The organism is Micromonospora sp. NPDC049203 (assembly GCF_043197215.1).
In the GTDB taxonomy this organism is placed as follows: Bacteria; Actinomycetota; Actinomycetes; order Mycobacteriales; family Micromonosporaceae; genus Micromonospora.
The window spans coordinates 317,672-330,581 of sequence record NZ_JBICSV010000004.1; the positions used below are offsets into that span (position 1 = coordinate 317,672).

The following is a 12,910-nucleotide window of genomic DNA, read 5'->3' on the forward strand; positions in this document are numbered from 1 at the left end:
CGCCCGCACGCGCTGCTCGGGTTACTTGGCGGCGGCCTTCTCGGCGTTGGCGACCGCGTCGGTCCAGCCCTGCTCCGGGGAGCGCTTACCCAGCTCCACCGAGCGGACGGCGTTCTCCACCTCGGTGCGTACGGCCTGGTTCTTCGGTCCCATGTAGACCGGCTTCAGGCTCTTGGCGCCGGTGGCGAAGATCTTGCCGACGGGCGCCTCGGAGAAGTAGGCGTTCTTCGAGTCGAGGATCGCCGGGTCCTCCAGCGCCTGCGGCGAAGAGGGCAGGGGACCCTTCGCCTTGAACGCGCCGATCTGGCCCTTGGTGCTGGTCAGGAACTTGGCCAGCTCGATCGCCTCGGCCTGGTGCTTGCTCTGCTTCGGCACGGCGAGGAACGAGCCGCCCCAGTTGCCGCCGTTGCCGGGGATCTGGGCGATGTCCCACTTGCCCTTGGCGGCGGCGCCCGCGTTGCCCTCGATCACGCCGGTCATCCAGGCCGGGCAGGCGATGGTGGCGAACTTCGACTGCTTGAACGCCGACACCCACTCCTCGGACCAGGAGCCGTACTTGCCGGACAGCCCGGAGTCGATGATGTCCATCGTGGTGTCGTACGCCTGCTTCACCGCCGGGTTGCTGCCCACGACCAGGTTGTTGCCGGTGTCGTAGTAGCTGTAGCCGCTGCTGTTGCCGGCGGTCTGGAGCAGGATCGTGTTGAACGTGTTCGTCGCGGCGTCCAGGAACGACGCGCCGGTCTTCTTCGCGGTGAACTGCTCGCCGACCTTGATGTAGTCCTGCCAGGTGGGCCAGAGCTTGGACACCGCCTCCCGGTCGGTGGGCAGGCCGGCCTTGGCGAACAGGTCCGTGCGGTAGCACATCGCCATGCCGCCGACGTCGGTGCCGAGGCCGATGAGCTGCTTGCCGTCGGCGGTGAGCCCCTGGTTCCACTTCCAGTCGAGGAAGTTCCCCTTCAGGTCGGCCGCGCCGTGGTCGAGGAGGTTGACGAAGTTCTGCGGGTTGGCCTTGTACTCGACGAGCAGGCCCTCCTCGATGGCGACCACGTCACCGGCGCCCTTGCCCGCGGCGAGCCACTGGGTGAGCTTCGGGGAGTACTCGTCGAGGTTTCCGCCGGTGCCCCGCTCGACGATCTTCACGCCGGGGTGGCTGGCCATGTACTCCTGGTAGAGATCGGCGTAACCGAACTGGCCGAAGACGTCGACGGTGAGCGTTATCGGCCCGTCGGCTGCGGCGTCGTCGTCACCGCCGCCGCAGGCGGTGGTGCCGAGCAACGCGGTGGCGGCGACCAGGGCCACCGCCGCCAGGCGGCGGCGCGTGAAGGTGAGCATCTGTCCTGACCTCTCGGGTCGTCGAAACGGGTGGTGGAAGGCGGTTCCGGAACTAAGAGAGCGCTCTCACGACAGCGTGGTGGAGGGTCCCGGACCTTGTCAAGAGAGCGCTCTCAGAGCTGTCCGAAAAGAAACGGAGAGGGACGGCCGCCGTCCCTCTCCGTCCGGTGCCCGTCGTCAGCCGACCCGCAGGCCCCCCAGCAGGGCCGAGTCGCCCGCCACGTCCAGCGCGTCGAAGCTGATCCGGCCCATCAACGCCAGCAGCAGATCGCTCGCCGTGCCGGACACCTGCGCCCGCGCCCGGTGGTCGTCGTGGTCGAGGATCGTCGCGGTGTCCAGCAGCGCGACCCCCTCGCCCCGCAACCGCAGATACCACTCCTGCGCGGCGTCGGTCGCGTTCAGATGCACCACGCCGTGCCACTGCCCGGGCCGTACCCGCCGTCCCGCCGGCAGCCAGGTGTCCAGCACCTCGCTCACCCCGTCGGCCGCGAGCTTCGCCTCGATCGGGTCACCCGCACCGATCGCGAGCTGGGCGTCCCAGCGGTGGACGGCGGTCTCGTGCGCGACCCGGCGCGGCCAGAAGGCCGCCTTCTTCGGCTGGGGCGCGAAGTTCCAGGCCGGCGCCTCCGGATCCGTCGCCTCCAGCAGCGCGCTGATCCGCTCGTACTCCCGCGTGTACCACTGCGCCGCGGTCAGACCCGCGGGCGGCTCCGGGTCGTGCCGCTCCGGCCGGGCCGTCCCGCCGGCGGTCAGGACGGTGCCCACCCAGATGTACGCGCGGGTCAGGTGATGAGCGAGGTCGGTGACCGTCCAGCCGGGACAGGACAGCACGGGTGTCTCGGGCGGCGCCTCTGTCACCGCCACGGCGAAGGCGGGGCCCTCCGTGCGCAGCGCGCCGATCCAGAAGTCCTTCGTGTGGTGCAGTCTGCTCATCGCCATCCTCCCGGGGGTGACCGGGCCACCAGTGGGTGCTCCGGCTACCCCTCAGCCTAGGGTGAAAGGCGTGTCAGACGTCTACGCCGAACCGGCGACTGCCGGTGACCCGACCGATCCGGCCACCCTGGCGCGCTACACCACGCTCCGGCTCGGCGGCCCCGCCGGGCGGCTGGAGGTCGCCGGGGATGCCTCCCAGATCGTATTAAAGGTGCAGGAAGCGGAAGCCCGTGAGCAGGCGGTGCTGGTGCTGGCGGGCGGCAGCAACGTCGTGATCGGCGATCAGGGCTTCCCCGGCACCGTCGTGCTCGTCCGCTCCCGGGGGTTCCAGGTCGTCGCCGAGGACGGCGACACCGTCACGGTACGTGTGCAGGCAGGCGAGCCGTGGGACGACCTCGTCGCCGCCACCGTCGAGCGCGGCTGGTCCGGACTGGAGTGCCTCTCCGGCATCCCCGGGTCGGCCGGCGCGACCCCGATCCAGAACGTCGGCGCGTACGGCCAGGAGGTCGCCGAGACGATCGTCGCCGTCGAGGCGTACGACCGGACGGAACGCCGGGTGGTGCGGATCGCGGCGGCCGACTGCGGGTTCGCCTACCGGGGCAGCATCTTCAAGTACAGCGACCGCTGGGTGGTGCTAGCGGTCGACTTCCAGCTCACCAGGTCGCCGCTGTCCGGTCCGGTCCGCTACGCCGAACTGGCCCGGGCGCTCGGCGTCGAGGTGGGCGACCGGGTGCCGCTCGCCGACGCCCGGGCCACCGTGCGCGAGCTGCGCGCCGGCAAGGGCATGGTGCTCGACCCGGCCGACCCGGACACCTGGTCGGTGGGCTCGTTCTTCACCAACCCGGTGCTGCCGGTCGAGGCGTTCGCGCAGGTGCGGGAGCGCGCCGCCGACCTGGGGGAGCCGCCGCACTGGCCGGGCGCCGACGGCACGGTGAAGCTCAGCGCGGCGTGGCTGATCGACAAGGCCGGGTTCGGCAAGGGGTACGCGGGCCCGGAGGGCGTCGCCATCTCCAGCAAGCACACGCTCGCGCTCACCAACCGCTCCGGCACCGCCAGTACGGCCGGGCTGGTGGCGCTGGCCCGCGAGATCCGCGACGGCGTGCAGTCCCGCTTCGGCGTCCCCCTCCACCCCGAGCCGGTCCTCATCAACTGCACCATCTGACCCCACCCCGCCCGCCTCACCCCCGCGATGTTGCACTTCCGGCCCTTGGTGCGGGCGGTTCAGCGGGGGGAGACGGCGGGCCAGGGGAGGGTCAGGTAGCCGTGGCGCCAGGTGCGGGGGGTGTCCTGGATCGGCCAGCCCGCCTCCTTCACCACCTCGACCGTACGCAGCCAGCGCTGGCGAGGGCCGAACGGGGCGTACCCGGCGGCCGAACGCCAGGCGTGTTCCAGCGCCTCGATGAGGTCGTGGACGCGTTCCCCCGGCACGTTGCGGTGGATCAGCGCCTTCGGCAGCCGCTCGGCGAGCGTGGCCGGGCTCTCCAGCGTGGTCAGCTTCGCCGACAGGGTGAGCGTGCGCGGGCCGGTGGCGTCCAGCAGCACCCAGGAGCCGAGCCGCCCCAGCTCGTCGCAGGTGCCCTCGACCAGCAGCCCGCCCGGCGCGAGCCGCCCGGTGACGGTACGCCAGGCGTCGGCCACCTCGCTCTCGTCGTACTGGCGTAGGACGTTTAACGCCCGGACCAGCGCGGGACGCAGCCCGGCCAGCTCGAAGCCGCCCCGGGCGAACGTCAGCCCGGGTGGGTCGGCGGCGGCCGAGGCGGCGGTGACGCGTACCGGATCGATCTCCAGGCCGACCACCCGCACGTCGGCGCGGACCCCGGCGGCGAGACGGGCCCGCAGTTCGACGGGGGTGACCGGGGTGGCGCCGTAGCCCAGGTCCACCACGAGCGGGTCGGCGGCGGCGCGCAGCGCGTCGCCGCAGGTCTCGACGATCCAGTTGTCCACCCGCCGGAGCCGGTTGGGGTTGGTGGTGCCCCGGGTGGCCACGCCGAGCGGACGCTCCATCAGGAGATCCGGTGCACCTTGTGCTGCGCGGCCTGGGCCAGCGGGCGGACCACGAGCCGGTCGATGTTGACGTGGTGCGGGCGGGTCGCGCACCAGGCGACGCAGTCGGCCACGTCGTCGGCCACGAGCGGTTCGGCGACTCCGGCGTAGACCGCCTCGGCCCGGTCGGCGTCGCCGCCGAAGCGGACCAGGCCGAACTCCTCGGTCTTCACCATGCCGGGGTCGATCTCGACCACCCGGACCGGGCGGCCGCACAGCTCCAGCCGGAGCGTTCCGGCGATCGCGGTCTGCGCGTGCTTGGCGGCCGTGTAGCCGCCGCCGCCCTCGTAGACCACGTGCCCGGCGGTGGAGCTGACGATCACGACAGTGCCGGCGCCGGAGCGCTCCAGCGCCGGGAGCAGCGCCTTGGTGACGCGGAGCGTGCCGAGCACGTTCACGTCGTACATCCATTGCCAGTCGCCCACGTCGGCGGACTCGACCGGGTCCAGGCCGCGCGCGCCGCCGGCGTTGTTCACCAGCAGCGTGACCGGCCCGGGGGCGGCCTCGGCGGCGGCGGCCAGGGCGGCCACCGACTCGTCCGAGGTCACGTCGCAGGCCACCGCCGTCGCCGCGCCGCCGGCCGCCTCGATCTCGGTGACCAGCGCGGCCAGCCGGTCGGTACGCCGGGCGGCGGCCAGCACGTGGAAGCCCTCGGCGGCGAGCCGGCGGGCGGTGGCCGTGCCGATGCCGCTGGACGCCCCGGTGACGATGGCGATGGAAGTCATCCGGTCATTGTCTCCCGTCGCCGCGCCGGGCGGCGGGATGAGGTCCGTCACGCCCGGGACCCGGCGGAAAGCATTTCCGTACCCCGATGGGGAAGATGACATCCGGCACACGGGTTGACCGAGAAGCGCCGGTCGTGCGGGACGGCATCAACCGTGACAGAGGGAGCGGACGTGGCGGATTTGCACACCGGTGTCGGTCGTCAGCGAGGTGCCCTTCCGTGGCCGCGGCCCCGCCGTATCGCCACCCTGTCGGTGCACACGTCGCCGCTGCACCAGCCCGGCACCGGTGACGCGGGCGGCATGAACGTCTACATCCTGGAGGTGGCCCGGCGGCTGGCCGAGGCCGACGTCGAGGTGGAGATCTTCACCCGGGCCACCGCCGGTGACCTGCCCCCGGTGGTCGAGGTGGCGCCCGGGGTGTCCGTCCGGCACGTCACCGCCGGCCCGCTGGAGGGGCTGACCAAGGAGGAGCTGCCGGGTCAGCTCTGCGCCTTCACCGCCGGGGTGCTGCGCGCCGAGGCCGCCCGCCCGCCGGGCCACTACGACCTGATCCACTCGCACTACTGGCTCTCCGGGCAGGTCGGCTGGCTGGCCAAGGAGCGCTGGGGCGTACCGCTTGTCCACACCGCGCACACCCTGGCCAAGGTCAAGAACGCCCGCCTCGCCGCCGGCGACCGTCCCGAGCCGAAGGCCCGGGTGATCGGCGAGGAGCAGGTGGTCACCGAGGCGGACCGGCTGGTCGCCAACACCCGGGTGGAGGCCCGCGACCTGCTCGACAGGTACGCGGCCGCCCCGGACCGGGTGGCGGTCGTGGAGCCCGGCGTCGACCTGGACCGGTTCCGCCCGGCGCCCGGCGACCGGGACGCCGCGACCCGGGCCGCGCGCCGCCGGCTCGGCCTGCCGGCCGACGGGTACGTGGTCGCGTTCGTCGGCCGGATCCAGCCGCTCAAGGCGCCGGACGTGCTGGTCCGCGCCGCCGCCGCGCTGCGCGAACGGGACCCGGCGCTGGCCGACGAGCTGACCGTGGTGATCTGCGGCGGGCCGAGCGGCAGCGGCCTGGACCGGCCCACCGCCCTGATCGAACTGGCGCACGCGCTCGGCGTCGCCGACCGGGTGCGTTTCCTCCCGCCGCAGACCGGCGGTGACCTGCCCGCCCTCTACCGCGCCGCCGACCTGGTCGCGGTGCCGTCGCACAACGAGTCGTTCGGGCTGGTCGCGCTGGAGGCCCAGGCGTGCGGCACGCCGGTGCTTGCCGCCGCCGTGGGCGGCCTGGTCACCGCGGTACGCGACGGCGTCAGCGGCGTGCTCATCGACGGGCACGACCCGGTCGACTGGGCCCGGGCGCTCGCCCGCCTGCTGCCCGACCGGGCACGCCGTGCCGCGCTGGGCCGGGGCGCCGAGCGGCACGCCCGGGACTTCTCCTGGCAGCGCACCGCCGCCGGCCTGCTCGCGGTCTACGGGGAGGCGATCACCGAGCACCGGGCCCGGCTGGCGCGGCGGTGCGGCGACCCGGCCCTGCTGTGCTCCTGGTGACCGTCACCGGCCACCGGGCGGCCCCGGTCCGCCGGTCGTAGAGTGGGTGCGATGAGCCGCAGGAGTGAGGTCGCCGCGCTGATCGAGTCCGTCTGCGCGGAGCGCGAGCTGGAGTGGGAGTCCACGGGCGAGGCGTCGTACGCGGTGACGCTGCCCGGCACGCACAAGCTCAAGACGATCTGCAACCTGATCGTGGGTGAGCACGCGCTGCGGGTCGAGGCGTTCGTGATGCGCCAGCCCGACGAGCGCCGCGAGGAGCTGTGGGCCTGGCTGCTCCAGCGCAACGCCCGCATGTACGGCGTCTCGTTCTCCATCGACTCGGTCGGCGACGTCTACCTGACCGGGCGGGTCAACCTGGCCGGGGTCGACGCCGACGAGCTGGACCGGCTGCTCGGTTCCGTGCTGACGTACGCCGACGAGTCGTTCGACAGCATGCTGGAGATCGGCTTCGGCACCGCCATCCGCCGGGAGTGGGAGTGGCGGGTCAAGCGCGGCGAGTCGACGGCGAACCTGGCCGCGTTCGCGCACCTCTTCGAGCCCTCCGCGACCGCCGGTTCGTCCGCCGGAGGTTCGGAGCCCTCCTGACGGGTATGCCGCCCCGCGCGGTGCGGAGCACTGGGACCCACCGCGGGCCGAGGACGGACTGTCGAGGAGCGTGTCCCATGGCTCAGCGCAACAGCTCAGGTCGCGGCACGACTGCGACCCGGACCAAGCGGCAAACCGGCAACCAGACGCCGAACACCCCGAGGGTGTCGGAGTCGGCGATCTCGCGGATGAAGGTCGACGACCTCCGCAGCCAGCTTCGGCGGCGCGGTGTCTCCGGGATCTCCGCGCTGCGGAAGCCGGAACTGGTGAAGACCCTGGCGCGCACCATGCGGGGGGAGGGCGGCGCGGCCCGGCGCAGCTCCGGCCCGGCCGGCCGGCCGTCGGCCACCCGCAAGAGCACCGCCGCGAAGAAGACCACAGCCCGCCGGGCGACGTCGCCGGCCAAGTCCGCGCCGGCCGCGCGGGCCACCGGCGCCAGGGCCAAGGCGGCGGGTACGCGCAAGGCGGCACCCGCCCGCGCGAAGGCGACGTCGTCGCGGGCAACGGCGACGTCGGCTCGGGCGAAGGCAGCCCCGCCGCGCGCGAAGGCAGCCCCGCCGCGCGCGAAGGCGGCCCCGTCACGGGCGAAGGCCGCTCCGTCGCGGGCGAAGGCAGCTCCGTCGCGCGCGAAGGCGGCGCCGGCTCGGAAGGCGTCGTCCGCTCGGGCGCAGAGCGCGCCGACCCGTGGCCCGGCATCCAGCCGGTCGATCGGATCGTCGCAGCTCATCACGTCGCTCGCGGACCGGCCGGAGCGTCCGGGCCGGAGCCTGGTCACCCGTAACCACGAGGTGATCCAGCGCTGGGCGCGGGCGCGGGGCGCGAAGCCCGCCACCATCGCCGGCACCGAGCGCGGCAACCGGCCCGGGGTGCTCACGTTCAACATCCCCGGCTACCGGGAGAGCAGCCGGATCCGGGAGATCACCTGGGACGACTGGTTCCGCACGTTCGATCTCCGGCGGCTGAACCTGATCTATCAGGAGCAGATGCGGGACGGCCGGCAGAGCAACTTCTTCCGGACCGAGAACCCGAATCGCGAGGACGGCTGAGGTTTACGGGAATGGCGGACGGGAACGCCGTGTTTGCCACTCCAGGGACGACAACAGGGACAGCCGGGTTTCCGACAGGGCGCTGTGACGGGCAAGACAGCGATCTGGGTTGAATCCGGAATCCGGGCGAACTAACTTTATTGCACCGCGTCACGCTTGTTTCCGTTCGGGGGAGCGGTGGATCGATCAGGTCCGCGCAGGCGAGACGCGAAGATCGGGTGGAGCACACCGTTGGGGGACGGTGCCACCCGTGGAACCGGCGGCGCGAGCGGGCGACGCTTACGGGGGTGAGTGTCGCCCGCCGCCGCCGGGCGTACGGTCAGAGCGCCCATCTCGACGGGGGTCGGGGTGGGCGCTCTGCCGTTGTCCCGAGCCCCTTCAGCCGGTGGCACCGACCGGCTCCGCAGCCGCCGCCCGCAGCGCGGCCACCCGCCGTTCCCGGCGCGGCCCGGCGAGCAGGTGCCCGGCGGCGGCCAGCAGACCGAGCGCGCCCACCACCAGCCAGTGCCGCTCGCCGAGGTGTTCCAGGCTGATCCCGCCGAGCGCGGGCGCCACGAACGACGCGGCCGGGAACGTCAGGTAGAAAACCGACTGGTAGCGGGCGCGCAGTTCCGGCGGCGCGAGGTCCGCGTTGATCTGTGCGTTCGGCGGCGCGGCGAGCATCTGCCCGACCGTCCAGACCACCGCCGCGCCGAGGTAGAGCGGCAGCCCGTCGGCCATCGTCAGCGCACCGAACCCGAGCGCCATCAGCCCGGTGGAGGCGGCCAGCACGCTCGACTTCCGGTACGGCTCGATGAGCCGCGGCACGAACAGTTGCCCGGCCACGATCAGCGCCCCGCCGAGTGCCACCACCAGCCCGTACGCCGACGGGCGCAGGCCGTCCGCGCGCATCGCCAGCGGCATGATCGTCGAGGTCTGCATGGTCAGCACGGCGAGCAGGAACGTCAGCCCGACGAACACCAGGAACGTGCGGTCGGTGAGCGCGGTGCGTAGCCCGGGACGGCGTCCGACCACCGCCCGTGGGGTGAGCGCCGGCCGCCGGGTGAGCGTCTCCGGCACCTTCAGCGCGATCACCACCGCCGCCGCCAGCGTGGCACCGGCGTCGACCAGGAACAGCGCCGTGAAGCTCGCCTCGGCGAGGATGCCGGCCAGCAGCGAGGCGACCGCCATGCCCAGGTTGAACGCCCAGAACTGGAGGTTGAACGCGCGGGAGCGGCGGGCCTCCGGCACCACGTCCACGATGGCGGCCACGAACGCCGGGCTGGGCATCGAGTGCGCCACCCCGACCAGCGTGGCGAGTACGGCGATCGCCGCCAGGTGCGTGCTGAACGCCAGCGCCGCCATCAGCCCGGCGGCGGCCAGGTGGGCGGCGAGGAGCGTGGCCCGCCGTCCCCAGCGGTCGGCCAGGACGCCGCCGAGCAGCGTGCCGGCCGCGCCGCCGATGCCGTACGCGCCGACCACCAGCCCGGCCAGCGACGGCGGGGCGCCTCGCGCGGCGGTCAGGTAGAGCGACAGGAACAGCAGCGCGAACGCGCCCGCCCGGTTGATCAGCAGGCCGGACCAGAGGTACCAGAACGTGGCCGGCAGTCCGCCGGCCGTGTCGTCCCACCAGCGCCCCAGGCCGCGCACACGTCCTCCAGAAAGGTTTCCTTACGATTCCTCCCCGTACCGTATCGATCCGCCTCGGGCAGGGCGCGCGCGGGCGCACTCAGGAACCGGCCCGGACCGGTTCGGCGGGTGCGGTGGCAGCGGCCTCGCCCGCCTCGGGCGCCGGGGCGGCGGTGACGGTGACCGGCGCGACCGGCGTGCCTGCGGCGCGCAGGGCGACCGCGCGGCGCTCCCGGGCCGGGCCGGAGACCAGGTGGGCGACCGCCGCCACGACACCGATGCCCGCGCAGCCGAGCCAGAGCGCGCTGTTGCCGGCGTGCTCGCGCACCAGGCCGCCGAGGATCGGCGCGGCGGCGCCGGCGAGCTGCCAGGACAGCGAGAAGGCGCCCTGGTAGCGGCCGCGCAGCGCGGCCGGCGACAGCTCCGCGATCAGGGTGGCGTTCGACGGCGAGTTGAGCATCTCGCCGACGGTCCAGATCAGCACGGTGAGGCCGTAGAGCCAGACCGTGTCGGCGAACGCGGTGAGCCCGAACCCGGCGCCCATCACCAGCGCCGCGAGCGCCAGCACGTGCGAGCGGCTGCGGCCCTTGATGAGCCGGGGTACGAACAACTGGCCGAACACGATGAGCACGCCGTTCAGTGCGATCACCGAGCCGTAGGTGGCCGGGCTGAGCCCGGAGTCGCCCATGGCGATCGGCAGCATCGAGATGTGCTGGAGGAACACCAACGCGGCGAGCAGGTTGAGCGCGACGAAGCCGAGGAACACCCGGTCGGCAAGGATGGTGCGCAGCGCGCCGGCCGGCGCCGGCATCCCCTTGGCCGGGAGCGCGGTCACCGGGCCGCGTGTCTCGCCGACCCTGGCGAAGATGATCAGCGCGGTGACCAGCGTGGTGGTCGCGTTGACCAGGAACAACAGCAGGTAGCTGCTCTGCGCGGCGAAGCCGGCGAGCACCGCGGCGCAGGCGAAGCCGAGGTTGATCGCCCAGTAGTTGAGCGAGAAGGCACGCAGCCGGTCCTTGTCCGGCACCACGTCGATCATCATCGCGCCGAAGGCCGGGCGGGCCGCCTCGGCGAACGCGCCGAGGAGCAGCGCGCCCACGGCGACCGCCCACAGCGGACGGGCGAGGCCCAGCGCGACCATCATCCCGGCCGCGCCGACGTGCGCGACGAGCAGCGTGGGCCGCCGTCCCCAGCGGTCGGTCAGGGTGCCGCCGATAGTGGTGCCGACTGCGCCGCCGGCACCCCAGAGGCCGATCACCAGACCGGCCTGTGCGGCGGAGAAGCCGCGTTCCTGGGTGAGGTAGATGGCCAGGAAGATCAGCACGAAGGAGCCGAGGCGGTTGATCAGCGTGCCGGCCCAGAGGTACCAGAACGTCCGTGGCAGGCCACCCGCCGTGTCCTGGAACCAGCCCCGTACCGTCCGCATCCCGACGCCCCCGATTGGTAATGACCGACCCCTGTAAGACGCCTTACAACCTAGTGCCGGGCCGGAGCCGTGGTCATCAGGATTTCCACGTGGTGGTCGTCACCACAGGTCGCCGCGTGTCCGCCCGCGCCGTACGGCAGGATGATCGGCATGACTGCGAGCGAGGGGCCCACCGTCGGGACGCTGGTCCTGCTGCGGCACGGCGAGAGCGACTGGAACGCCAAGAACCTCTTCACCGGCTGGGTCGACGTCGACCTGACCACAAAGGGGGAGACCGAGGCGCGGCGCGGCGGCGAACTGCTGCGCGAGCACGACCTGCTGCCGGACGTGGTGCACACGAGCCTGATGCGCCGGGCCATCCGCACCGCCGAGCTGGCGCTGAACGCCGCCGACCGGCACTGGATCGCGGTACGCCGGTCGTGGCGGCTCAACGAGCGCCACTACGGCGCCCTGCAGGGTAAGGACAAGAAGCAGACCCTTGACGAGTACGGCGAGGAGCAGTTCATGCTCTGGCGCCGCTCGTACGACACGCCGCCGCCGCCGATCGACGACGCCGACGAGTGGTCGCAGGTCGGCGACCCCCGGTACGCGCTGCTGCCGACCGAGCTGATGCCGCGCACCGAGTGCCTGAAGGACGTCGTCGACCGGATGCTGCCCTACTGGTACGACTCGATCGTGCCGGACATCCTGGCCGGCCGGACCGTGCTGGTGGCCGCGCACGGCAACTCGCTGCGCGCCCTGGTCAAGCACCTCGACCAGATCTCCGACGAGGCGATCGCCAAGCTGAACATCCCCACCGGCATCCCGCTGCGCTACGACCTGGACGCCGATCTGCGTCCGCAGGTGCTCGGCGGGACCTACCTGGACCCGGACGCGGCGAAGGACGCCGCCGCCGCGGTGGCCAACCAGGGCCGCTGAGGTGTAAGGAAGGGCCCCCTATTAACGCCTGAGGTAGAGGAAGGGCCCCTTGTTAACCCGACGCGTTAACAAGGGGCCCTTCCTTGCACGCGGTCAGGCGGAGGTGGAACCGGTGATCAGGTAGACCACGTGCTCGCCCGCGTTCACCGCGTGGTCGGCGAAGCGCTCGTAGAAGCGCCCCAGCAACGTCGCGTCGATCGCCGTCTCCACCCCGTACGGCCAGTCGTCGCCGAGCAGCACGCCGAACAGGCTCTTGTGCAGGTCGTCCATCGCGTCGTCGTCACGGTCCAGCTCGGCGGCCACGGCGGCGTCCGGCTTGGCCAGCACCGAGCCGATCTTCTCGGCCATCCGGTCGGCGATCCCGGCCATGTCGGTGAAGACCGGCCGCAGCTCCGCCGGCACCGCCGGGGACGGGTGCCGGCGCAGTGCCGTCTTGGCCACGTGGTCGGCCAGGTCGCCCATCCGTTCGAGGTCGGCGGCCACGTGCAACGCGGTGATCATCGCGCGCAGGTCGGAGGCGACCGGCGCCTGCCGGGCCAGCAGGTCACAGACCCGCTCCTCCACGTGCCGGTACAGCTCGTCGATCTCGGCGTCCCGCGCGATCACCGTCTCGGCGGCCGTCCGGTCGGCGGTGAGCAGCGCCTTCGTGGCCTGGCGCATGGCCGCGCGTACCGCCTCGGCCATGTCCACCAGCAACTGGCTGACAATCTGCAGGTCGGCCCGGAACTCGTCGCGCATCGTCACTTCCTGGGGTCGGTTGC

12 protein-coding genes are annotated in these 12,910 nt (G+C 72.8%); 5 read left to right on the top strand and 7 right to left on the bottom strand.

From position 1 onward, the window contains the following. Positions 1–21: 21 nt before the first annotated feature. Positions 22–1,332, bottom strand: a complete 1,311-nt coding sequence (locus tag ACGFIA_RS13940; RefSeq protein WP_357389203.1) for an extracellular solute-binding protein — start codon at positions 1,330–1,332, stop codon at positions 22–24. Positions 1,333–1,509: 177 nt separating this feature from the next. Then, positions 1,510–2,265: a maleylpyruvate isomerase family mycothiol-dependent enzyme gene (locus tag ACGFIA_RS13945; protein ID WP_357389201.1), complete on the bottom strand. Its 756-nt coding sequence runs from the start codon at positions 2,263–2,265 to the stop codon at positions 1,510–1,512. Positions 2,266–2,335: 70 nt separating this feature from the next. Between ACGFIA_RS13945 and ACGFIA_RS13950 the strand changes: the two genes are divergently transcribed. Continuing rightward, the gene (locus ACGFIA_RS13950; RefSeq protein ID WP_393260152.1) at positions 2,336–3,427 is read left to right on the top strand and encodes a UDP-N-acetylmuramate dehydrogenase; all 1,092 of its coding nucleotides are present in this window, start codon (positions 2,336–2,338) and stop codon (positions 3,425–3,427) included. 59 nt (positions 3,428–3,486) lie between these two features. Here the strand turns inward: ACGFIA_RS13950 and ACGFIA_RS13955 are convergent, their stop codons facing one another. Both ACGFIA_RS13955 and ACGFIA_RS13960 read right to left on the bottom strand, forming a co-directional pair. Continuing rightward, positions 3,487–4,269, bottom strand: a complete 783-nt coding sequence (locus ACGFIA_RS13955) for a class I SAM-dependent methyltransferase (RefSeq protein ID WP_357389197.1) — start codon at positions 4,267–4,269, stop codon at positions 3,487–3,489. Continuing rightward, entirely contained in the window at positions 4,269–5,033 is a 765-nt protein-coding gene (locus ACGFIA_RS13960; RefSeq protein WP_393260155.1) for an SDR family NAD(P)-dependent oxidoreductase, read from the bottom strand. Before ACGFIA_RS13960 ends, ACGFIA_RS13955 begins: the two co-directional genes overlap by 1 nt. A 171-nt stretch (positions 5,034–5,204) precedes the next feature. Between ACGFIA_RS13960 and mshA the strand changes: the two genes are divergently transcribed. From mshA to ACGFIA_RS13975, 3 genes are all read left to right on the top strand, one after another. Continuing rightward, the gene (gene mshA / locus ACGFIA_RS13965; protein ID WP_357389193.1) at positions 5,205–6,566 is read left to right on the top strand and encodes a D-inositol-3-phosphate glycosyltransferase; all 1,362 of its coding nucleotides are present in this window, start codon (positions 5,205–5,207) and stop codon (positions 6,564–6,566) included. Between the two features lie 51 nt (positions 6,567–6,617). Continuing rightward, positions 6,618–7,151 carry a YbjN domain-containing protein gene (locus ACGFIA_RS13970; RefSeq protein WP_354868468.1) on the top strand — a complete coding sequence of 178 codons (534 nt, stop codon included), beginning with the start codon at positions 6,618–6,620 and terminating at the stop codon, positions 7,149–7,151. Positions 7,152–7,339: 188 nt separating this feature from the next. After that, the gene (locus tag ACGFIA_RS13975; protein WP_393260454.1) at positions 7,340–8,197 is read left to right on the top strand and encodes a hypothetical protein; all 858 of its coding nucleotides are present in this window, start codon (positions 7,340–7,342) and stop codon (positions 8,195–8,197) included. A gap of 378 nt (positions 8,198–8,575) precedes the next feature. Here the strand turns inward: ACGFIA_RS13975 and ACGFIA_RS13980 are convergent, their stop codons facing one another. Both ACGFIA_RS13980 and ACGFIA_RS13985 read right to left on the bottom strand, forming a co-directional pair. After that, on the bottom strand, positions 8,576–9,826 hold the full coding sequence (locus ACGFIA_RS13980) for an MFS transporter (RefSeq protein ID WP_357389189.1): 1,251 nt from the start codon (positions 9,824–9,826) through the stop codon (positions 8,576–8,578). Between the two features lie 79 nt (positions 9,827–9,905). After that, on the bottom strand, positions 9,906–11,231 hold the full coding sequence (locus tag ACGFIA_RS13985) for an MFS transporter (RefSeq protein ID WP_357389187.1): 1,326 nt from the start codon (positions 11,229–11,231) through the stop codon (positions 9,906–9,908). Between the two features lie 150 nt (positions 11,232–11,381). On the opposite strand from ACGFIA_RS13985, the gene ACGFIA_RS13990 reads away from it, so the two are divergent. Next, a complete protein-coding gene (locus ACGFIA_RS13990) occupies positions 11,382–12,149 on the top strand; it encodes a phosphoglyceromutase (protein WP_357389185.1) in 768 nt (255 codons plus the stop codon). A 93-nt stretch (positions 12,150–12,242) separates the two neighbouring features. Here ACGFIA_RS13990 and phoU read toward each other — a convergent pair whose 3' ends face one another. After that, complete coding sequence (gene phoU, locus ACGFIA_RS13995) at positions 12,243–12,887, bottom strand: phosphate signaling complex protein PhoU (protein ID WP_357389184.1); 645 nt, start codon at positions 12,885–12,887, stop codon at positions 12,243–12,245. Positions 12,888–12,910: the final 23 nt, after the last annotated feature.